Below are 21,665 nucleotides of genomic sequence, written 5' to 3'. Positions count from 1 at the left end.
TGACAGATAGCAGATAACAGATTTCATCATCTGCTATCTGTCCGCCGTCGCCCGCCCCCGGGGAGAGTCTGGTCGCTCCTCCGGGGGTTCCGGCGCATCCCGCCCCCGACGACCAGGGGCCATGGTCAAAGCCCGCGCCAGCGGGCATGCTGCTGCTCCGCAGCAGAGGAGGAGTCACCATGGCCCAGGTCACCGTCACACTCGACGCGAACCTCGCAATCGACGCGATGATGCTCTCCGGCACCAAGAGCCCCCAGGACGCCGTCGAACTGGTCCTGCGCGACTACCTGGCCCGCGGCCGCCGCACCGAGACCCGGACCGGCGACGCGCTCGACGGCCGGCGGCTCCCCCAGCGCCCCTCCACGGACCACGAGGGCTGACCCGACGCACCCGCGACACGCGAAACGGGCCCCGGAGAGCAACCGCTCTCCCGGGGCCCGTTCGCCCGTCCTCCGTCTACGCTCAGCGCGCGCAGGCCCCCGTGGACCCGCGCATGACCAGCTCCGGCTGGAACATGAACTCCCCGCGCTGGGCCGCGTTTCCACCGACCTCCTCCAGCAGCGCGTCCACCGCCGCCGTGGCCATCGCCTCGACCGGCTGGCGGATCGTGGTCAGCGGCGGCTCGGTGAAGGCGATCAGCGGCGAGTCGTCGAAGCCGACCACCGACACGTCCTGCGGCACCGACAGCCCACGCTGGCGCACCGCGCGGATCGCTCCGAGCGCCATCATGTCGCTGCCGCACACGATGGCCGTGCACCCCTTGTCGAGCAGTGCGCCGGCCGCCGCGTGCCCGCCCTCCACACTGAACAGCGTGTGGTGGACGAGGTTCTCGGCCTCCTCCTCGCCCAGCCCGAGCACCTCGCGCATCGCGGCCGTGAAGCCCTCGATCTTGCGCAGCACCGGGACGTACCGCCGCTGCCCGACGGCCAACCCGATCCGCTCGTGCCCGAGTTCTGCCAGGTGCTGGACGGCCATCCACATCGCGGCCCGGTCGTCCGGCGAGATGAACGGCGCGTCGATCCGCTCGCTGTAGCCGTTGATCAGCACGAACGGCACCCCGCGCCCGGTCAGCCGGGCGTAGCGGTCGTGGTCGGCGGTGGAGTCGGCGTGCAGCCCGGAGACGAAGACGATGCCCGCCACGCCCCGGTCGACCAGCATCTCGACCAATTCGTCCTCGGTCGACCCGCCCGGGGTCTGGGTGCACAGCACCGGGGTGTACCCGTGCCGGCTGAGCACCTGCTCGATCACCTGGGCCAGTGCGGGGAAGATCGGGTTGCTCAGCTCCGGCGTGATCAGCCCGATCAGGCCGGCGCTGCGCTGGCGCAGTCGGGTCGGCCGCTCGTAGCCGAGCACGTCGAGCGCCGCCAGCACGGTCTGCCGGGTGGCGGCGGAGACGTTCGCCTTGCCGTTGAGTACGCGGGAGACGGTGGCTTCGCTGACCCCCGCCTGCGCCGCGATGTCTGAGAGTCGCGCCGTAGTCACGGTCCCAGAGCCTATTGCAACCACGTCAGACCGCCCACCAGCCGGTGCTGTCCGGTGCGAGCACCGTCTCGTCGCCGTCCGCCACCAGCTCCACCGAGGAGAGCAGCAGCTTTCCGGGCGCCGCTATCCGGACCGGCTCGCCCGTGGCGTTCACCGTGCAGACGAAGGAGCCGCGGCGGAACGCCAGGGTGCCCTCGGGGCCGTCCAACCACTCGACGTCCGTCCCGGCGCCGAGGTCGGCCTGGGAGCGGCGGACGGCGAGCGCGCTGCGGTACAGCTCCAGGGTGGACTCCGGGTCACCGGTCTGCGCCTCGACGCTCAGCGCGGCCCACTCGGTCGGCTGCGGCAGCCAGGACGGCCCGCCGGCGACCGGGCCGAAGCCGTACGGGGCCTCGGTGCCGGACCACGGGATCGGGACGCGGCAGCCGTCGCGGTAGCCGTCCTGCCCGGCCTTGCGGAAGAACGACGGGTCCTGGCGGACCTCGTCCGGCAGGTCGGTGACGTCCGGCAGGCCGAGTTCCTCGCCCTGGTAGATGTACGCCGAGCCGGGCAGCGCGAGCATCAGCAGGGTGGCGGCGCGGGCACGGCGCAGGCCGAGCTCGCGGTCGCCGGGGGTGCGGATCTGGGTGCCGAGGCCGGGCGGGTTGGCGAAGCGGGTGGCGTGCCGGGTGACGTCGTGGTTGGACAGCACCCAGGTGGTGGGGGCGTCGACCGGACGCATCGAGTCGAGCGAGACGTCGATCACCTCGCGCAGCGCGGCGGCGTCCCAACCGGTGCCCAGGTACTGGAAGTTGAAGGCCTGGTGCAGTTCGTCGGGGCGCACGTAGTTGGCGGTGCGCTGGACGGTCGGAGTCCATGCCTCGGCGACGCCGATCCGCTGGCCCGGGTACTCGTCGAGGATCCGGCGCCAGCTGCGGTAGATCTCGTGCACGCCGTCCTGGTCGAAGAACGGCATGACATCGTTGCCGAGCAGCTTGAGCTGGTCCGAACCGCCGAGGTCGGGCAGGCCGGGGGCCTTGACCAGGCCGTGGGCGACGTCGATGCGGAAGCCGTCGACGCCCATGTCGAGCCAGAACCGCAGGATCGAGCGGAACTCGTCGGCGACGGCCTGGTTCTCCCAGTTGAAGTCGGGCTGCTCGGGGGCGAACAGGTGCAGGTACCACTCGCCGGGGGTGCCGTCCGGGTTCTCGGTGCGGGTCCAGGCCGGGCCGCCGAAGATGGACTCCCAGTCGTTGGGCGGCAGTTCGCCGTTCTCGCCCGTGCCCGGGCGGAAGTGGTAGCGCTCGCGCAGCGGGGACGCGGGGCCCTCGCGCAGGGCGCGCTGGAACCACTCGTGCTGGTCCGAGGAGTGGTTGGGGACGAGGTCGACGATGATCCGCAGCCCCAGCTGGTGGGCGTCCCGGATGAGCGCGTCGGCGTCCAGCAGGGTGCCGAACATCGGGTCCACGGCGCGGTAGTCGGCGACGTCGTAGCCGGCGTCCGCCTGCGGCGAGGCGTAGAACGGCGAGAGCCAGACCGCGTCCACACCGAGGTCGCGCAGGTACGGCAGGCGGCTGCGGATGCCGGGCAGGTCGCCCATGCCGTCGCCGTTGGAGTCGGCGAAGCTGCGCGGGTACACCTGGTAGATGACCGCGTCCCGCCACCAGTCTCTGGACGCCCCGCCCGTCGCAGGAGCCGGGGTGACCGCCTCGTGAGCGGTGGCGTCGGCGGCAGGCCGGGAGGTGTCGGCCAGGTTCTGGGTCATGGACGGTATCCCTTGGGGACTAGAGGAGCGAGGAGCGTTACGACTTGGAGGCACCGGCGGTCAGACCGGTGACCAGGTGGCGCTGCACCAGGTAGAAGAAGACCGAGGACGGGATCGCGATCAGCACGGCGGTGGCCGCCATGAAGTTCCACTGCGCGTCGTGCTCGCTGACGAAGGTCTGCAGGCCGACGGCCAGCGTGTACTTGCTGGAGCTGAGCATGAACGTGGAGGCGAAGGCCACCTCCGCCCAGGCGGTGAGGAAGGAGTAGAACGCGGCCACCGCCAAGCCCGGCCGGGCGAGCGGCAGGACCAGCCGCCAGAAGGTGCCGATCGGGGTGAGCCCGTCGACCCGGCCGGCCTCGTCGATCTCCACCGGGATGGTGTCGAAGTAGCCCTTCAGGAGCCAGGCGCAGTACGGCACGGTGGTGGTCGAGTAGACCAGGATCAGGCCGAGGTAGCCGTCCAGCAGGCCGAGGTCGGACAGGATCGTGTACATCGGCACGATCAGCACCGCGATCGGGAACATCTGGGTGACCAGCAGCGACCACATCAGCGGCTTGTGCCCGGGGAAGCGCATCCGGGAGACGGCGTAGCCGGTGGTGGCGGCGACCATGACGCCGAACACCGTGGTGACGCCGGAGACCAGGAAGGAGTTGCCGAACCAGGTGAAGAAGTCGGTGTCAAACAGCACGTGGTGGTAGTTCGACAGGGTCAACTTGCCGAAGATCTCGCCGGGGTGGAGGTAGTCCGTCTTGTCCGGTCCGAGCGAGATGTAGAGGATCCACAGGACCGGGAACAGGGCGACCAGGCTGGCGAGGATCAGGGCGCCGTGGGCCAGTGCCTTGCCCATCGGGCTGCTCTCGCCGCGGCGGCGGGTCTTGGCGGGCCGGGCGGCCGGTACCGGGCTCGCCGGCGGCGCGGGACGTTCGGTGGTGGTACTCATCGGGGTTACCTGCCTTCGTGGATCAACTGGGTCCGGGGCCGCGGCCGTTGGCCTGCTGGGGCCATTGGCCTTGCGGGGCCGTTGGCCTGCTAGCCGTTGGCCTGCTCGTTGCGGGCGAGCCAGCGCCGGTAGAAGGCGGTGAAGACGATGAGGATGGACAGCAGGATCACGCCGTACGCGGCGGACTGCGCGTAGTCCCGGGGCTGTTGGCCGAAGCCGAGGCGGTAGGCCCAGGTGACCAGAAGCTGGGCGTCGGAGCCGCCGCTGGTACCGAACAGCAGGAAGATGACGGCGAATTGGTTGAACGTCCAGATCACGCCGAGCAGCACGACGGTCGAGGAGACGGTGCGCAGCCCGGGCAGGGTCACGTGGCGGAACCGCTGCCAGGCGGTGGCGCCGTCCATCTCGGCGGCCTCGTACAGCTCGGCCGGGATCGACTGCAGGCCGCCGAGCAGCGAGATCATCATGAACGGGACGCCGACCCAGGTGTTGACCAGGATCGCGGCCGCCTTCTGCGCCAACGGGTCGTCCAACCAGCCGGGTTCGGGCAGGTGCAGGGCGGAGAGCAGGCCGTTGACGGCGCCGCCGTCGGCGAGCATCAGGCGCCAGGAGAAGACCGTGACGAAGGTCGGCACGGCCCAGGGCAGGATGAGCAGCATCCGGTAGACGGCGCGACCGCGCAGCTTCTGGTTGAGCAGCAGGGCCAGGCCGAGACCGATGGTGTAGTGCAGGACGACGCACAGGACCGTCCAGGTGATGGTCCACACGAAGTGGGACCAGAACCGGTCGTAGGAGCCCGGGCCCCACAGGATGTCGGCGTAGTTGTGGAAGCCGACGAACTTGTAGGTCGCCGGGATGTGGTTGACGCCGATGGTCCGGGCGGAGTTGAGGCTGTTGGCGTCGGTGAGGGTGAGCCAGACGCCCTCGACGAGCGGGTAGATCACCAGAACGCCGAGGACCAGGACCACCGGGGCGATCATCGCGTAGGCGTACCAGTGCTTGGCGTAGGAGCGCTTGACGCGTTCCAGCAGGCCCGGACGCTGCTCGCGCTCCCGGCTGCCCTTGCCGGTGGCGCCCTGCACGGCGACTGACATCGAATGACACCTTCTCGGGGATTCTCGGGGGAGCCCGCCGCCTCAGGTCGGCGACTGCTGGTCCTACGGGTCCTACCGTCCGGCCCGCCGGGAGCGGCGGGGGCGCGTGGGGGGCGGTGGAGGTGACCGGGTCGCAGGTGACGGATGACGGACGACAGCCGACAGATAACAGATGATGAAAGTTGTCAGCTGTTATCTGTTCGCTGTGATCTGTCACCCGGCACGCGCCGCCGCCCCGCCCACCCCGCCCCGCCCCCGCCCCCGCCGTCGCGATCGCGACGGGCCGGACGGCCGGCGGCGACTACTTGGCGAAGCCCGGCAGGAGCTTGGCGTAGTCGGTGGCGACGGTGTTCAGCGCGTCCTGGGTGCCGGTGCCCTGGACGGTCTTGCCGAGGTTGGTGCCGAGCGAGGCGAACAGCGAGCTGTACTCGGGCAACTCGGGGCGCGGCTTGGCGCTGCCGAGAATGGCCTGGAAGCCCGCGATACCGGGGTCGGCCTTGACGTCGGCGGTGAAGGCGTCCGAGCGGGTCGGCAGGGTGGAGTTCTTCTGCGCGATGAAGGCCTGGCTCTCCGCCGAGGTCATGAAGGCGGCGAACTTCTCGGCGGCGGCCTTGTGGGCCTGATCGGCACCGGCGTAGACGGAGATGTTGTGACCGCCGGTGGGCGCGCCGGCCTTACCGCTGGAGCCCGCCGGGACGGGGGCGATGCCGAGGTTCTTCTTGTCGGCGAACGCGGCGCCCTTGTAGATGTTGGTGATCTCCCAGGGCCCCTGGATGATGGCCGCGACCTTGCCGCTGTTGAAGGCGTCCATCATGTGCGCGTAGGCGTCGGTGGTGACGTCGGCCTTGACCGTGCCGGGCGCGGTGAACATCGACTTGTAGGTCTCGATGGCCTTGACGGCCTCCGGCGAGGAGACGGTGATCTTCTTGCCGGCGGCGTCGACGGTGTCAGTGCCCTCGCCGAACAGGAACGGCATCGCGTAGTAGCCGTCCGCGGCCTTCAGCCAGAAGCCGTCGACGCCGGCCTTGTCCTTGAGCGCGGCGGCGTCGGTCTTCAGCTCGTCCCAGGTCTTGGGGGCGTCGGTGATGCCGGCCTTGGCGAACAGGTCCTTGTTGTAGAGCAGGCCCAGGGTGTCGGTGACCAGCGGCACGCCGTACAGCTTGCCGTCGTACTTGGCCTGCTGGATCAGGCTGGGCTGGAAGGCGGAGGTGTCGGCGGCGGCCGGGGTGCCGTCGAGCGGCTCCAGGTAGCCGGCCTTGGCGAAGGCGGCGGTCCACCCGACCTCGGAGCGGAACACGTCCGGAGCACCCTTGGCCCCCATCGCGGTCTGGAGCTTGTTCTGCGCCTGGTCGAACGGGACGTTGACGAAGTCGACCTTGACGTTCGGGTTGGCCGCCTCGAACTTCTTGACCAGTTCCTGGTAGTTCGGCGCCTCGTTGGTGGCGTTCGAGGTGTCCCAGTACGTGAGGGTGACCGGCCCGTCGGCCTTGCCGTTCGAGCTGGAGCCGCTGCTGCCACAGGCAGCCATCGAGACCGCGAGGGCCACAACGAGGGCAGAGGCCGCGATGCCACGCCGCATGAGAACTCCTTGGGAGGGTGGGGGTGCCCGAGATGTTCCGAGGCAGGCGCATAATGGCTGCCTCGTGCCGACCGCACCGTTGCTGCCGTCGGGCTCGGGAAGGAAGTTAACAGCGGCGCAATAGCGACGGAAAGTCCTTGCAGCAAGTTTCTGCAAGAAACAGCGATCGTTACGCCCGCGTGTCCTGGACGTAGCCGCACGGTAGTTGACAGTGCGACCAAATGTCCGGGTTCGACCGCTTCAAGTAGATACCGGATGGCCGACACCACCACCATGCGTGGCTGAAAGACGCTTGCAGCAGACTGGACGCATGCGTATCAGAGCCGCCACACGGGACGAACTGCCGCTGCTGTGCGAACTGGAACGGGCCGCCGGAGCGCCCTTCGCCGCGATCGGCATGCCGGAGATCGCCCACGACGAACCGCCGGCCCCGCACGAGCTGGCCCACTACCTGGACGAGGGCGTCGCCCTGGTCGCCCTCGCCGACCACCCCGGCCTGCCCGGCGACGCCGCCCTGCCCGCCGACCCCGGTCCGATCGCCGGCTACCTGCTCGCCGAGCCGGTGGACGGCGCCCTGCACATCGAGCAGGTGTCGGTCCACCCCGACCACGCCCGCCGGGGCATCGGCCGGGCGCTGATCGAGCACCTCGCGGCGGGCACCGACGCCCCCGCGCTCACCCTCACCACCTTCACCGACGTCCCCTGGAACGCCCCCTACTACGCCCGCTGCGGCTTCCGCCCGCTCGCCGACCACGAGGTCACCCCGGGCCTGCGGGAGATCCGCCGCAAGGAGGCCGAACACGGCCTGGACCGCTGGCCCCGCCTCTGCATGCGCCGCGACCTGTAACAGGACCTGCGCCGTGACCTGGGGCTAGACCTGGGGCGGGCCTGACAATCCCGCCAGGCCCGCGACGTTCCCGAAGCGCTCAGCTGACGCCGAGCCGCAGCACCGTGGTCGAGCGGAACTCCTCCCCCGGCCGCAGCACGGTGCTCGGGAACGCCGGGTGGTGCGGGGAGTCCGGGAAGTGCTGGGTCTCCAGCGCGATCCCGGCGAACGGCCCGTAGGGGACGCCACTCGCGCCGGTGACCGCGCCCTGGAACTTGTTGGCCGTGTAGACCTGGACGCCCGGCTCGGTGGTCAGCACCTCCAGGGTGCGCCCGCTGACCGGGTCCTCCAGCAGCGCCGCCCTGGCCGCCGTGCCGTCGGCCGGCCGGGCCCGGAGCACCCAGTTGTGGTCGTAGCCGCCGGGCCCGGCCAGCTGCGGGTGGTCGTCGTGCACCGACTTGCCGATCGGCGTGGCCACGGTGAAGTCGAACGGCGTGCCGGCCACCGGTTCGGTCCGCCCGTACGGGATCTGCCGCGCGTCGGCCGGGGTGTACTCGTCGGCGTCGAGGGTGAGCAGGTGCCCGAGGACGTCGCCGGCACCCTCACCCGCAAGGTTGAAGTACGCGTGGTTGGTCAGGTTGACCACGGTCGGCTTGCTGGTGACGGCGTGGTAGGCGATCACCAGCTCGCCGGCCTGGTCCAGGGTGTAGGAGACGGTGACGTCCAGGGCGCCGGGAAAGCCCTGGTCGCCGTCCGGGCTGTGCAGCCGCAGCCGCACCCCGCCCTCGATCTGCTCGGCCTCCCACATCCGGTTCGCGAAGCCGTCCGGCCCGCCGTGGATGGTGATGCCGCCGCCGGTCGGGGCGAGCGGGTGCTCCTCCCCGTCGATGGTGACCTCGGAGCCGTCGATCCGGTTGGCGTACCGGCCGACCACGGTGCCGTAGTGCCGGGCCGGGCCGAGGATCTGGGCCAGCCGGTCGGTGGAGAGCAGCAGTTGGGCGGGGCGGCCGGCACGGTCCGGCGCAGTGAGGGTGTGCAGGGTCGCGCCGAGGGTGAGCACGCTCGCCTCGTAGGGGCCGGCGGAGAGCGTCCAGCGCTCGATCGCGGCGCCCGCGCCCGAGGGGTCGAGGGGTTCGTGCCGCACGCTGGTGGCCTCGCTCGCCATGGCCTGCTCCTCACTGGCGGTCGCGGTGTGCCCCGACCGCCCGGTTCCGGGTCCGTCCGGGGGACGCCGCGGCGTCCCCCGTGTCCGTCAGCCTAGGGCCGGACAGGCCCTGGCGACGGACACCGTCGCAGGAGACGCGCGCCGTCCGCGCGCCCCCGCCCTACGCCTCCACACGCCCTCGCCTTAGGCCTCCGCGCGCCCCCGCCCTACTCCTCCTCGCACTCGTCGCCCGGCCGGGTAGCCTCGCGCGGCTGTGCCGGCAGTCCGAGGGCGGAGGCCAGGCCGTCCGGCCCGCTGCCCGCTTTGCGGTAGACGGCGGCCAACCGACGGTTGACCAGACTGAGGTGGACGCCGAGCTCGTCCGCGATCCGCTGCGGCGGCACGCCCTGCACGGCCAGGTTGGCGACCTCCCACTCAGGCTGGCTGAGCGTCTCCAGCGTCTCCCGGAAGTCGCGCAGCCCCAGCCGGTTGGGCCGCAGGCCGTAGTTGGCCAGCTCCCGCCGCGCCTGCTCGACGAGTCCCTCGGCCGAGCAGTGCTGGGCCAGCTCGATGCCCTGGTACAGGTGCTCCTGCGCGTCCTCCAGCCGCCCGACCCGGCGCAGCGCGGCGCCGAGGTCGACCAGCGCGACAGCGTGCTCGTACCCGGCCGGCGACTGCCCGAGGTACATCACGGCCTGCTCCAGCAGCTCGACCGCCTGCTGTCCGTCCTCGATCTGGGCGTTCAGCCGCAGCGCGGTGCCGATCGCCGAGGCGGTGCCGAAGGTGCGCGCGTCCTGGACGGCCTTCTGGGCGTACTCGCGGGCGCGGTCGGGCTCGTCCGCGGCGAGCGCGATGGCCAGGTGGCCGGCCCAGGGCGCCCAGACGGTGTTGTGCCAGCCGCGGGCCTCCAGTTGGGCGCCGGCCTCGGTGAGCGCGGCGGCCGCTCCGGCGTGGCGCTTCTTGGCGATCAGCAGCTTGCCGTACAGCGAGGGCGCGTCGGGCAGCACCATGGCGGTCGCGTGGTACGGCGGGTGGAAGCCGAACTCGGCCGCGAGGTCCCAGGCCTCGTCGACCCGGCCGCGGGCGAGCAGGGTGTCCACCAGGACGCCGACGGCGTCCCACGCGAGCGGCAGCTTGGGGCCGATCCGCTCGGACAGTCGAAGCGCGCGGCGCAGGAAGTCCTCGGCCTCGGCGAGCAGGCCGCGGCGGAAACGCGCCAGACCCATCAGGAAGTAGGCGAAGCCCCGGTGGGCACCGCTCCACCCGGCCACCTCGAACTGGATGATGGCGTCCGCGAACAGCCGCTCGGCCTGGGCGATGCGGTCGTTGTAGGTATAGGTGAGGCCGAGCATCGAGGGCAGTTCGAAGCCCCAGGTGCTGTTGGTCCAGCCGAGTCCCTGGGGCAGCCGGCCGGAGTCGAGGACGCTGTCGGCATAGGTCAGCGCCTCGGCGGAGGGGGCGCCGCGCAGGGTGAGGTCCCAGGCGCGCATCGCGAGGACGGCCCGGTCGGCGGCGTCACGGCCGCTGAGGGTGTCGCACATGGCGCCGAGCCGCGTGGAGCGGCCGGGACCGTCCTCCTCGGACTTGCGGAAGGCGTGCCACATGAACGAGGCGGCCTGGAGCCGGAGCCTGCCGGCCGGGTCGGCGGTCTGCTCGGCCTCGTCCTGGCAGACCAGCGCGGCCTCGCGCAGTTCGCCACTGTGGGCGAGCACCTCGGAGAGCCGGAAGGTGGCGTCCACGCGCAGCCCGGGGCGCAGCGGTCCCTCGTCGGGGTCGAGGGCGAGTTTGAGCTGGTTGACGGTGGCGCCGGGGTCGGTCAGCAGGGCGGAGCAGCCCAGTTCGTACAGCACCTCGGCGCGGATGTCGTCGGCGGGCGGCTCGTTGAGGGCGCGGTGCAGACAGCGCTGGGCGGCTTCGGGGGCGCCGATCAGCAGGTGTTCGGCGGCGGCGCGGCGCAGTTTGCGGACGGTGCGGTCGTCGCCCTCCCCGGAGAAGGTCTCGACGAGGTGGCGGGAGGCGGCGAGCAGGCCGAGTCCGGCGTTCTCGATCTCGGCGGCGGCGACGCCGTGCATGCCGGTGCGGGTGGCCTCCGGCATGGTGTTGTAGATCGAGCTGCCGATCAGCGGGTGGACGAATTCGAGGTTTCCGTTGGGGGTCTGGGTGAGCACGCGCTGCTTGCGCAGTTGCTTGATGGACTCGCGGGCGCCCTCGACACTCTGGGTGGAGATCCGGGTGGCGAGGTCGACCCGGATGTCGGTGCCGAGCATCGCGCAGGCCCAGGCGAAGCGCAGGGTGGACGCGCCGAGCCGGTCCACCCAGCTCTTGAGGGTCATTCCGGTGGCGTCGACGGCGAGTTCGCGCAGTTGCTGGGAGTTCTCCTCGACCGGTTCGAGGTCCTGGTCGCGGACCTGGTCGAGCAGGGCGACGGCTTCGAAGGGGTTGCCGTTGACGACGTTCCAGAACTCGTAGCAGAAGGCGTCCTCGGCCTTGTCTCCGAGTTCGGCGCGGATCATGTCGGTGATGGAGACCAGCGAGAGCCGGTTGAGCTCGTGCTTGCCGGTGGCGCGGCCGAGGACGTCCTTGCGGTGTTGCTGGATCTCGACCGGCCAGTCGTTCTCGTCCTCCCGGAACGCGAAGACGAGCAGGACGGGCAGTTCGCGGGAGCGGACGGCGAACTGGGTGAGCCAGGAGAGCGACTCGTGGTCGGCCCAGTGCAGGTCGTCGACGATCATCACCAGCGGCGCCCGGCGCGGCGCGAGTTGGGTGAGGACGTAGTCGAGGCCGTCCCGCACGCCCTGGGGGTCGAGGCGGCGGGCGCCGGCCTTGGGCTGCTTGAGGCCCATGGCCGGTCCGACGACCTCCTCCCAGGTGCCCATGACCTGGCGGAACTCGTCGGGCCGCAGGCTGGTGAGGGCGGGCTGGAGGAGTTGGCGCAGCACGTGGTACGGCTCGTTGAACTGGCGTTCGCTGCCGCGGGCGAACAGCACGGTGGCGCCGTCGCGGAGTTTGGCGATCCGTCGGACCTCGTGCAGCAGGCTGGTCTTGCCGATGCCGGGGCGGCCGGAGAAGGCCAGCAGTTCGCCGATCTCGGTGCCGCCGGCCGCGAATGCGCGGCAGAGCTTGTCGACGGCCGCCTCGACGGAGCGCAGTTCGGCGTCGCGGTCGCGCAGCCGGACCCTTGGCGAGGTGCTGTCGCCGTCCCGGCTGGAACCGGATCCCGTCCGAAGTTCGTTTCCCTGCTCGGTCACCGTCGCGCCTCCGCCTCGCCGCTCGCGTCATTGCTCGCATCACTGCTCGTGGACCTGAGGTTAGCGCTGCGTGGCACTCGTTGTGGGGCATTCGCGCAGGCTGGGACGGACGGTGAGGGTTCGGACGGTTTACCAAGGGCAATTGCCCTATACACCTAACGTCCGATCATTGCATCAGATAACCTACGGCCCGCGAGGCGGAGATGATCTTGCGTCACCACCCTCACCCCGGAAGCCTCGCTGCGTCAACTCCCCCCATACCCAGCACCCGAACCACTGGCACCCCCACCCTCCGCTGCACCGGGAGTCCGATGTCTGACGACACCTCACTTCAGATCCCGTTCCCGCACCGCCGCAGTCCGCACGGCCCGCGCGCCGGCGCACTGCACCGCGACTGGCTGGTGCGCCACCCGCTGCTCCCCGATGCCGACCACCCGGGCTACGCCCACTGGGAGGTGGCCGACCTCGCCGCCCTCGGCTACCCGGACGCCGGCCCGGACGAACTCGCCCTCGCCGCGGACCTGATGGGCTTCTACTTCCTCTTCGACGACCAGTTCGACGGCCCGCTCGGCCGCCGGCCCACCGAGGTCGCCCCCATCTGCGAACGGCTGATCGCCGTCCTGCACGGCGCCCGACCCGACCAGGACTCACCGGTCGAGACCGCCTTCGCCGACCTCTGGGACCGCAGCATGCACGGCATGCCCGCCCGCTGGCAGGCCCGCGCCGCGTACAACTGGGAGTGGTACCTGGCCAGTCATCCCGCCGAGGCGGCCGGCCGGATCTCCGCCCGGCCACCCGACCGGGAGGCCTACCTGGTGCTCAGACGGGGCACCGCGGCGATGGAGACCATCTTCGACATGGTCGAACGCCTCGGCCAGTTCGAAGTGCCCGCCGCCGTCCTGCACCACCCGGTCCTGCGTCAACTGCGCCAGCTGGCAGCCGACATACCGTCGCTCAGCAACGACGTCCGGTCGTTCCCGCTGGAGGCCCCGCGCGGCGACGTCAACAACCTGGTGATGATCGTCCAGCGCGAGCGCCGCTGCTCGGCCGAGGAGGCCTGCGCGGTGGTGCTGGAGGAGGCGCAGCTGATGATCGGGCGCTGCGGGGAGCTGCACGGCAGACTGCCGGACGTCTACCGGGAGTTGGGCCTGTCCCGGGTCGAGCGGACGATCGCCCAGCGGTACGCGGACGGACTGGTCACCTGGCTCGCCGGCTACCTGTGCTGGGAGTCCCGCACCGGCCGGTACCACGCGGTCTGACGGCTCGCCGGGCCCGGCGGGCGCGCACCCCCCCCGTACGTCGGCCGGAACGCGCACCCTCCGTGCGGGGCGGACGTACGGGCCGTAGCCGCACCCGCGTTCGGCGGCTATCGTGCTCGACGGCAGGCGCCCCGGCGGGCGCCCGCCCCGAATTGCGTGTCCGCACCCTCCCGCCGGGCCGCCCCGAGCCGGGCGGTCCGGCGCGCCGCCCCCGCCGCGCGGCCCGGGCGGCGCCCGACGTCGCGAGGAGACACCAGAGCATGACGGTCTACCAGCCCCCCGGCACCCCCGGCAGCATCGTCGCCTACCGCTCCCGGTACGAGCACTGGATCGGCGGCGGCTGGACGCCGCCGGTGCGCGGCGAGTACTTCGGCGACCCGACCCCGGTCACCGGCGAGGTGTTCACCGAGGTCGCCCGCGGCACCGCCGAGGACATCGAGGCCGCGCTGGACGCGGCCCACGCCGCCGCCCCCGCCTGGGGCCGCACCCCGCCCGCCGAGCGGGCCCAGGCACTGCTGCGGATCGCCGACCGGATGGAGGCGAACCTGGAGCCGCTGGCCGTCGCGGAGAGCTGGGAGAACGGCAAGCCGGTGCGCGAGACGCTGGCCGCCGACCTCCCGCTCGCCATCGACCACCTGCGCTACTTCGCCGGCGCCCTGCGCGCCCAGGAGGGCGGCCTCTCCCAGCTGGACGAGGACACCGTGGCCTACCACTTCCACGAGCCGCTGGGCGTGGTCGGCCAGATCATCCCGTGGAACTTCCCGATCCTGATGGCGGTCTGGAAGCTCGCCCCGGCGCTCGCGGCCGGCAACGCGGTGGTGCTCAAGCCCGCCGAGCAGACCCCGGCCTCGGTGCTGCTGTGGGCCGAGCTGACCGCCGACCTGCTGCCGCCCGGCGTGCTCAACATCGTCACCGGCTTCGGCGAGGAGGCCGGCGCCCCGCTGGCCGCCAGCAACCGCGTCCGCAAGATCGCCTTCACCGGCGAGACCACCACCGGCCGGCTGATCGCCCGCGCCGCCAGCGACAACCTGATCCCGGTCTCACTGGAGCTGGGCGGGAAGAGCCCCAACCTGTTCTTCGCGGACGTCGCCGCCGCACCGGACGCCTTCTACGACAAGGCCGTCGAGGGCTTCGCGATGTTCGCCCTCAACCAGGGCGAGGTCTGCACCTGTCCCAGCCGGGCGCTGATCCAGTCCACGGTCTACGAGCGGCTGCTCGCCGACGGCCTGGCGCGGGTGCGCGCGATGCGCCAGGGCGACCCGCTGGACACCGAGACCCAGGTCGGCGCCCAGGCCAGTGCGGAGCAGCTGAAGAAGATCCTCTCCTACTTCGAGATCGGCCAGGCCGAGGGCGCCAAGTTGCTGGCCGGCGGAGAGCGGGCCGACCTCGGCGGCGCCCTGGCCGGCGGCTACTACGTGACGCCGACGGTCTTCGAGGGCGTCAACAGCATGCGGGTCTTCCAGGAGGAGATCTTCGGCCCGGTCGTCTCGGTCACCCGCTTCGAGGACTTCGCCGAGGCGGTCGCCCTCGCCAACGACACCCAGTACGGGCTCGGCGCGGGCGTGTGGACCCGGGACCTCAACACCGCCCACCGCGCCGGACGCGCCATCCAGGCCGGCCGGGTGTGGACCAACTGCTACCACGCCTACCCGGCCCACGCGGCCTTCGGCGGCTACAAGAACTCCGGCATCGGCCGGGAGAACCACAAGGCGCTGCTGGAGCACTACCAGCAGACCAAGAACCTGCTGGTCAGCTACTCCCCCGACGCGGTCGGCTTCTTCTAGCCGCTCCCGTCCCGGCCACGCCCCCGCCGGCCGGCCGCGCTCCGGTTCACCGCCGTCTCGCGCCGTCGGGGGCCCTGCGGGGAAACGCGGAGCGGGAGACCGGTTCCGGCCTCCCGCTCCGCCGCCACTCCCCGTGGCCCGCGTCGAGCGTCCGTCCGGACGCCCTTCGCCGTACAACCCCCGATCGGGCAAATCGCCCGTTTCGGGATCTAAGCACATGAATCCGCGATTTTCTCGACGCGCCGCCGACATGCCCGGGCACACCCGACGAACGCCTTAAACAGGACTCCCCGCCTCCTCACCTCCGGAGTCCCGATGACCATCGCCCCCGCCAAGCTCTCCGACCCCGTCGTGCGCACCTTCGTCACCGCGATCAACGCCGGCGACCGCGCGGCCTTCCTCGACACGCTCACCCCGAGCGCGACCATGTCCGACGACGGCTCCGACCGCGACCTCGTCCAGTGGATCGACAAGGAGATCTTCGGGGTCCGCGGCCGGATGGACGTCCAGACGGAGGCGAACGGCGGCCACTCCCTGGTCGCCAACTTCACCAACGACACCTGGGGCGAGATGCGCACCGCCTGGCGCTTCACCGTCGAGCACGGGAAGATCGCCCGCTTCGAGACCGGCCAGGCCTGACCTCAGGCGCGCGTCAGCGCGGGACAGGGGCCTGACCGCCGGCGCGCGTCCGGAACAGGGGCCTGCCCTCAGGCGGAGAGCCCCAGGCACCCCCGCACCGCGCGGATCAGGTTGCGCGAGCGGATATCGCCGGTGACGCCCGGCTGCATGCCGTTGGTGACGTAGCCGAAGCCCAGCCCGAGCTCCGGGTCGGCGAAGCCCAGCGAGCCGCCCCGGCCCGGGTGGCCGAAGCTCGCCGGGGAGGCCATCGGCGCGGTCGGGCCGTGCCGCCAGAAACCCAGGCCGAAGGTGGAATTGACGATCAGCACCCGGTCCGGCCCGTGCACCGCCGGCCCGACCGCGCGGGTCAGCACCTCGGGCCCGAGCAGCGGCGGCAGCAGGGCTCCGGAGCCGTCCGGACGGTCGGCGGCGCCGATCAGCGCCGCGTAGAACCGGGCCAGCGAGCGGGCCGTACCGATGCCGCCCGCGCCGGGGATCTCGGCGGCCTGCACCGCCGGGTCGTTGAGGTCCACCCCGGGGCGGACCGAGGCGAAGGAGCGCGCCGTCAGCGAGGTCGGGTCCTGGTAGGCCTCCCGGACGGACTGCTTGGGCCGCAGCCGCAGCCCGCTCGGCCCGGTCCGGGCCGCCTCCGGGGCGGGCAGGTCGACCAGCCGGCCGACCCGCGGCGCGGCACCGGCCGGCAGCCCTATCCACAGGTCCAGTCCGAGCGGCCGGGCGACCTCCTCGGCGAAGAACTGGCCGACCGTGCGCCCGCTCACCCGCCGCACCACCTCACCGACCAACCAGCCGAAGGTGTACGGGTGGTAGCCGTGCGCCGTGCCGGGCTCCCAGGCGGGCGCCTGCGCGGCCACCGCCGCCGCCGCGCGCTCCCAGGTCAGCACGTCCTCCAGGCGCAGCGGCACGTCCAGCGCGGGCACCCCGGCCTGGTGCGACAGCAGCCAGCGCACCGGCACCCCGCCCTTGCCCGCCGCCGCGAACTCGGGCCAGTACGAGGCCACCGGCGCGTCCAGGTCGAGCAGGCCGCGCTCGGCCAGCAGCAGCGCGGTGGTCGCGGTCAGGCCCTTGGTGACCGAGCGCAGCACCTGGGCGGTGTCCGCCGTCCACGGCACCGCCGGCGCGGGTCGTCCGCCGACCTCGGGCCGGGCGTCGCCGCCCCACAGGTCGACCACCTTGCGGCCGCGCACGTACAGCGCGAAGGCCGCGCCCAGTTCGCCGTACTCGTGGAAGTTCCGCGCGAAGGCCTCCCGTACGGGCTCGAACCCCTCGGCCGTCTCGCCCCAGATCTCCACCACCGCGTGCCGCCCTCAGCCTGTCGGTTCCGCTCGTCCGTTCGCGCCCGCGTTCGAAGCGGGCCCGGAAACCCTAACCTGTCGGTCATGACCAACCCTGCCGAAGAGCTGCTGGACGTCGTCGACGAGCACGACCGGGTGATCGGGACCGCGGTGCGCGGGGAGGTGTACCGACGGGGGCTCACCCACCGGTGCGTCTTCATCCTGGTCCGCGACCCGGCCGGGCGGATCTTCGTCCACCGCCGCACCGACACCAAGCTGTTCGCCCCCGGCGCGTACGACATGTTCGTCGGCGGCGTGGTCGGCTCCGGCGAGACGTACGCCGCGGCCGCCGTCCGCGAGGCCGAGGAGGAACTCGGCGTGCACGGGATCGCGCCGCGCCCGCTGTTCAAGTTCCTCTTCCAGCAGGACCGGCTCTCCTGGTGGTGCGACATGTACGAGGCCCGGTGGGACGGCCCGGTCTCGCCGCAGGAGTCCGAGGTCGCCTGGCACGCCTGGCTCACCCCCGCCGAACTCGCCGACCGCCTCACCCGCGACGACTTCGTCCCCGACGGCCGCGAGGCCTACCGCCGCTACCTGGACCTCCACGCCTCATAGGCCCCGTGGCAGGCGCCGGATAGGGTGGCGCGCATGGCCTCCCGTACGCCGTCGCCGACGACCGCCCGCGCTGCCCGGAACCCCGCACCGGACCGGGCGGCGGGCCAGGCCCCGGACCGGGCCGCGACGGGTGAGCGGCCGCGCCGGCGGCTCAGTGTGGACGAGCGGCGCGAGCAGCTGATCGCCGTCGCGCTGGAGCTGTTCAGCCGGCGCCCACCGGAGGAGGTGTCGATCGACGACATCGCCGCCGCCGCGGGCGCCTCCCGGCCGCTGGTGTACCACTACTTCCCCGGCAAGCAGGCGCTGTACGAGGAGTCGCTGCGACGGGCCGGGCGGGAGCTCTCGGCGCGGTTCGAGGAGCCCGCCGACGGGCCGCTGTCCGAGCGGCTGTACCGGGTGATGGGCCGCTACCTGGACTTCGTGCAGAGCCACGGGCCCGGCTTCGCGGCGCTGCTGCGCGGCGGCTCGGTGGCGGCCAGCGCGGGCACCTCGGCGGTGATCGACGAGGTGCGCCGGGCCGCCCACGACCAGATCCTCTCCCACCTCGCGTTCCCCTCGCCGAGCCCCGGGTTGCGGCTGACCGTCCGGGCCTGGATCGCCAACGCCGAGATCACCTCGCTGGAGTGGCTGGCCGAGCGCTCGGTGCCGCTGGAGGAACTGCAGTTGCACCTGGTGCAGGAGTTCGTCGCCGCCCTCACCCTCACCGCCGCCCGGGAACCCGCGCTCGCCGCCGAACTCGGTTCCTTCTTCGCGGACGAGCGACCGGACGGCCCGACCGGGCGCCTGGTGCGGGACCTCGCCGGGCTGTTCGCCGTCCCCGGGATCACCGAGGCGGTCACCGCGCTCGCCGTCGCGGCGGTCGGCGAATCGTCCCCGCAGGCCACGGAGGAACCGGCCGAGGCCGGCGCCGAGTGATCCGCCGGTTCGGCCCCGACACCGGGCTCTGATAGGAATGAGCAGGGATCCGACGGCCCGCCACCACGGGCGCGCGCGGACCCACCCGAACCAGCGACCGCAGACGCAGCAGAGCGGGGGGCTCATCAGTTGACCCAGGACGTCCAGTTCAGCGCGGAGGCCAACCCCTTCGCAGCGGCGGAGCAGGTCTGTGCGACCCTCGGCACGCTCACCGACGCCCTCTTCGACGAGCGCACCTCCCGCCACCCGGCAGCTTCGCTCAGCGCCCTGCGACCGGCCGAACACCCCGCCGCCGAGGCGCTGTTCGGCCTTCCGCTGGCGCCCAACGGCCCGGTGCACTCGGCCGTGGACCGGCTCGGCACGGTGATCACCGCCGGCACGGCCCGCCCCGGCACCGGCGCCCGGGTCGCCGACCGGGTGACCGCCGCCCTGCAGGCCCGCTACGGCGGCGGGGCGGTGCGCGGCGCGATCGCCGACCGGGGCACCACCTCGGCCGCGCTGTTCCAACTGCCGGTCACCGGCGAGTTCGCCGACGCCAAGCTGCGCCCGCCGTTCGCCCCGGCACTGGCCGCGCTGGCCGCCGGGCAGCACACCCGCCATGCGGTCGAACTGGCCACCGGAGCGGGCGCCGAGGTCCGGCTGGTGGTCCCGCCCGGCTTCCACCCGCTGACCTCCCCGGGCGGTCCGGCCGGGGTCTGCGCCCGCACGGTGCCCGCTCCGGCGCGCGGGGCGGACGGCGTCGGCCCGGCCACCGCCGCGGCCGCCGAGGAACTGACGGGACATCTGGCCGAGGTCGCCGAGGAACTGTTCAGCGGCACCGGGCCGGAACCGCGCCGCGACTTCGCGGTCATCTCCGCCACCCTCGCCGACCTGGTCCACGACGCCGGCGCGGTCTACGCGGGCGTCTGCGCCCTGGACGTGGACGGCCGGGCCTCCGACGCCGCCCTCGTCGTCTCGCTCGCCCGGCACCCGCTGCCGATCACCGCGCTCGCCACCGAACTGGCCACCGTCCGGCGGCACGCCGAGGTGTGGACGGTCCTGCTGCCGGCCGGGCCGGCCGCCGTCCTGGTCGAGGGGCGGACCGTCCCGGTGCCCGGACCGCTGTCCGCCGACGGGCAGCGGCGCTGGGTGGTCACCTCGGCGGTCGAGGCCTTCGTCCCGCTGCCGGACGGCGCCACCGTGCTCTGCGTCCAGCTGTCCACGGCGCAGCCGGAGGACTGGGAGCTGTACACGCAGGCGTTCGCGGAGCTGCTGAAGAGCGTCCAGTTCGGCTGGGACGGGGAGGCTGCCGGCGCCGTGCCGGTGGCCGTGCCGGTGACCACCGCTGCCGCTCCCGTCGAGAAGACGCCGGAGCAGCCGGAGGAGGTGCCGGTGAACCTGCACGGCGCGCCGGAGGACGTCCCGCCCGCGGACTTCCGTCCGTCCGCGTCGGTCGCGGAGGCGGCGGTCGACGCCGAGCCGGAGGCCGGGGCCCCGCGGAAGGGCACGCCGGTCATGGTGCCCCCGCCTGACTTCAACCCCTTCGCCCCGGAAAGCCTCCCGTCCGCCCCGGGCACCGACCCGGCCACCCCGGCCGCCGACCCGTTCGGCACGGTGACGGCGGACAAGCCGGACCCGTTCGGCACCACGCTCGCGGCGCAGGGCCCGGCCGTCCCGCCGCCGCCCTCCACCCCGCCGGTCGTGCCCGCGCCGGCCGCCTCCACGGAGGACGCCCCGCGGAAGGGCACGCCGGTCATGGTGCCCCCGCCTGACTTCAACCCCTTCGCCCCGGAAAGCCTCCCGTCCGCCCCGGGTGCCGACCCGGAGGAAGAAGCGGCGACGGTTTCGGGCCCGGAGACCAGCCCCTTCGGCTGAGCCGCGCCCGGGCGGGCGGACGGCGGCGAACAACCGACGGCGAACAGATAACAGCTGACAGATAACAGATTTCAGATTCTGTTATCTGTCAGCTGTTATCTGTCAGTTGTCAGCCGTCGGTCCGCCCCCGCCGTCACCCCGCACGCCCCGCCCCACCCGCGCCCCGCCGCTCGATCACCGCGCCGGCCCCGTCCAGCATCCGCGCCATCCCGAACTCGAACAGCGCGTCCAGGCCCAGGTCGATCTCCGGCCCCCGGTTCATCACGTTGAACATCGGGTACCGCTCCGGGGCCGCCATCAACCGATCGTGGTCGTCACCGTCCAGGCGCTCCATCCTCGTCCGCACCCCAGGCGCCACAGCACCGCACCACCCACGCCGAGGCCAACAGCTGCTGCCCGGCCCACCCGACCAACTGGCGCAGAGCCACCACGAGTTGGCGACAACAGGAGCCGCGTGCCAAAGAGCCACAGACAACGGCCAGGCGCGGCAGGCCAGTTGGCGCGCCCCTCGCGCAATCAGCCCGCGCGCCGCGCCAGGTGGACCACGTCCGGCACACCGCGGCTGACCGGGATCTCGTGCGTGACGACGCCCGAGAAGCCCGCCGCACGCAGCGCCTCCTCGAACTCCGCGGAGGGCTGCGCGCTCCACACCGCCAGCACCCCGCCCGGCTGAAGCCGCTGCCAGAGCACGGCGAGCCCGTCGGCGCCGTACAACCCGGCGTTGGAGTCGGTCACGGTCCAGTCCGGGCCGTTGTCGATGTCCAGGCACAGCGCGTGGTAGCGCTCGCCGTCGGCCGCCGCCAGGTACTCCAGCAGGTCGGTGTGGAGGATCCGGACCCGCTCGTCCTCCAGCGCGCCGTCGGAGAAGGCGCCGAGCGGCCCGTTCCGGTGCCAGTCGATGATGGCGCCCTCGCGCTCGACGACGGCGATCCGCCCCCAGCGCGGCTCGGCCACCGCGTACGCCAGCGAGAAGCCGACGCCGAGGCCCCCGATCAGCACCGAGGGTCGCCCGACGGGGCTGCCGGTACGGTCCAGCTCGTCCAACGCCGCCTGGATCAGCAGGCGTTCGGAGCGGCCGTCGGCGGTGTCCATCAGAAAACACCCGTTGGCGATGATCTCGAAGTGCCGACCACGCTGGCGCAGGACCACCTCGCCGAACGGGCCGTCCCGCCGGTCGAGCGTGACGACGGCCTCGTGAGCGTCCCGTTCGGGCAGTGCGGTGGACATGCGTGTTCCTCAGCGGACTCGGGGGCAGGAGCCGTCCCGGC

At 72.5% G+C, this 21,665-nt stretch carries 18 protein-coding genes; 8 read left to right on the top strand and 10 right to left on the bottom strand.

Annotated elements, in window-relative coordinates:
- Positions 1-179: 179 nt before the first annotated feature.
- On the top strand, positions 180-380 hold the full coding sequence (locus P3T27_RS18285; RefSeq protein WP_280679704.1) for a hypothetical protein: 201 nt from the start codon (positions 180-182) through the stop codon (positions 378-380).
- A gap of 82 nt (positions 381-462) precedes the next feature.
- Here P3T27_RS18285 and P3T27_RS18280 read toward each other — a convergent pair whose 3' ends face one another.
- The 5 genes from P3T27_RS18280 to P3T27_RS18260 all read right to left on the bottom strand — a co-directional run bounded on the left by P3T27_RS18280 (position 463) and on the right by P3T27_RS18260 (position 6,842).
- Positions 463-1,482: a LacI family DNA-binding transcriptional regulator gene (locus P3T27_RS18280; protein WP_280679702.1), complete on the bottom strand. Its 1,020-nt coding sequence runs from the start codon at positions 1,480-1,482 to the stop codon at positions 463-465.
- 25 nt (positions 1,483-1,507) lie between these two features.
- Positions 1,508-3,226, bottom strand: a complete 1,719-nt coding sequence (locus P3T27_RS18275) for a glycoside hydrolase family 13 protein (RefSeq protein ID WP_280679700.1) — start codon at positions 3,224-3,226, stop codon at positions 1,508-1,510.
- A gap of 37 nt (positions 3,227-3,263) precedes the next feature.
- A complete protein-coding gene (locus P3T27_RS18270; RefSeq protein ID WP_280679698.1) occupies positions 3,264-4,169 on the bottom strand; it encodes a carbohydrate ABC transporter permease in 906 nt (301 codons plus the stop codon).
- An 89-nt stretch (positions 4,170-4,258) separates the two neighbouring features.
- Positions 4,259-5,263, bottom strand: a complete 1,005-nt coding sequence (locus P3T27_RS18265; RefSeq protein ID WP_280679696.1) for a sugar ABC transporter permease — start codon at positions 5,261-5,263, stop codon at positions 4,259-4,261.
- Between the two features lie 301 nt (positions 5,264-5,564).
- A complete protein-coding gene (locus P3T27_RS18260; protein WP_280679694.1) occupies positions 5,565-6,842 on the bottom strand; it encodes an extracellular solute-binding protein in 1,278 nt (425 codons plus the stop codon).
- A 310-nt stretch (positions 6,843-7,152) separates the two neighbouring features.
- On the opposite strand from P3T27_RS18260, the gene P3T27_RS18255 reads away from it, so the two are divergent.
- The gene (locus tag P3T27_RS18255; RefSeq protein WP_280679692.1) at positions 7,153-7,689 is read left to right on the top strand and encodes a GNAT family N-acetyltransferase; all 537 of its coding nucleotides are present in this window, start codon (positions 7,153-7,155) and stop codon (positions 7,687-7,689) included.
- A gap of 79 nt (positions 7,690-7,768) precedes the next feature.
- On the opposite strand, the gene P3T27_RS18250 is transcribed toward P3T27_RS18255, so the two are convergent.
- Together P3T27_RS18250 and P3T27_RS18245 are read right to left on the bottom strand one after the other, a co-directional pair.
- Positions 7,769-8,833: an aldose epimerase family protein gene (locus P3T27_RS18250; RefSeq protein ID WP_280679690.1), complete on the bottom strand. Its 1,065-nt coding sequence runs from the start codon at positions 8,831-8,833 to the stop codon at positions 7,769-7,771.
- 206 nt (positions 8,834-9,039) lie between these two features.
- Positions 9,040-12,060 (bottom strand): AAA family ATPase, encoded by a 3,021-nt coding sequence (locus P3T27_RS18245; protein WP_280679688.1) that lies wholly within the window; start codon positions 12,058-12,060, stop codon positions 9,040-9,042.
- A gap of 311 nt (positions 12,061-12,371) precedes the next feature.
- Between P3T27_RS18245 and P3T27_RS18240 the strand changes: the two genes are divergently transcribed.
- The 3 genes from P3T27_RS18240 to P3T27_RS18230 all read left to right on the top strand — a co-directional run bounded on the left by P3T27_RS18240 (position 12,372) and on the right by P3T27_RS18230 (position 15,742).
- Positions 12,372-13,319: a terpene cyclase gene (locus tag P3T27_RS18240; RefSeq protein ID WP_280679681.1), complete on the top strand. Its 948-nt coding sequence runs from the start codon at positions 12,372-12,374 to the stop codon at positions 13,317-13,319.
- A 260-nt stretch (positions 13,320-13,579) separates the two neighbouring features.
- Positions 13,580-15,103 (top strand): aldehyde dehydrogenase family protein, encoded by a 1,524-nt coding sequence (locus P3T27_RS18235; RefSeq protein WP_280679679.1) that lies wholly within the window; start codon positions 13,580-13,582, stop codon positions 15,101-15,103.
- A gap of 315 nt (positions 15,104-15,418) precedes the next feature.
- Entirely contained in the window at positions 15,419-15,742 is a 324-nt protein-coding gene (locus tag P3T27_RS18230) for a nuclear transport factor 2 family protein (RefSeq protein ID WP_280679677.1), read from the top strand.
- Between the two features lie 68 nt (positions 15,743-15,810).
- On the opposite strand, the gene P3T27_RS18225 is transcribed toward P3T27_RS18230, so the two are convergent.
- Complete coding sequence (locus P3T27_RS18225; protein WP_280679675.1) at positions 15,811-17,034, bottom strand: serine hydrolase domain-containing protein; 1,224 nt, start codon at positions 17,032-17,034, stop codon at positions 15,811-15,813.
- An 84-nt stretch (positions 17,035-17,118) separates the two neighbouring features.
- Here P3T27_RS18225 and P3T27_RS18220 point away from each other — a divergent pair, with 84 nt between their 5' ends.
- From P3T27_RS18220 to P3T27_RS18210, 3 genes are all read left to right on the top strand, one after another.
- Complete coding sequence (locus P3T27_RS18220) at positions 17,119-17,628, top strand: NUDIX domain-containing protein (RefSeq protein WP_280679673.1); 510 nt, start codon at positions 17,119-17,121, stop codon at positions 17,626-17,628.
- A gap of 33 nt (positions 17,629-17,661) precedes the next feature.
- On the top strand, positions 17,662-18,543 hold the full coding sequence (locus P3T27_RS18215; protein ID WP_280679671.1) for a TetR/AcrR family transcriptional regulator: 882 nt from the start codon (positions 17,662-17,664) through the stop codon (positions 18,541-18,543).
- A 129-nt stretch (positions 18,544-18,672) separates the two neighbouring features.
- Positions 18,673-20,397, top strand: coding sequence for a hypothetical protein (locus P3T27_RS18210; protein WP_280679669.1), 1,725 nt, complete (start codon positions 18,673-18,675; stop codon positions 20,395-20,397).
- Positions 20,398-20,530: 133 nt separating this feature from the next.
- Here the strand turns inward: P3T27_RS18210 and P3T27_RS18205 are convergent, their stop codons facing one another.
- Both P3T27_RS18205 and P3T27_RS18200 read right to left on the bottom strand, forming a co-directional pair.
- On the bottom strand, positions 20,531-20,731 hold the full coding sequence (locus tag P3T27_RS18205; protein ID WP_280679667.1) for a hypothetical protein: 201 nt from the start codon (positions 20,729-20,731) through the stop codon (positions 20,531-20,533).
- A 182-nt stretch (positions 20,732-20,913) separates the two neighbouring features.
- On the bottom strand, positions 20,914-21,624 hold the full coding sequence (locus tag P3T27_RS18200; RefSeq protein WP_280679665.1) for a spermidine synthase: 711 nt from the start codon (positions 21,622-21,624) through the stop codon (positions 20,914-20,916).
- Positions 21,625-21,665: the final 41 nt, after the last annotated feature.

The organism is Kitasatospora sp. MAA19, assembly GCF_029894125.1.
Taxonomy (GTDB): Bacteria; Actinomycetota; Actinomycetes; order Streptomycetales; family Streptomycetaceae; genus Kitasatospora.
This window is presented reverse-complemented; position numbering and strand designations above follow the sequence as displayed.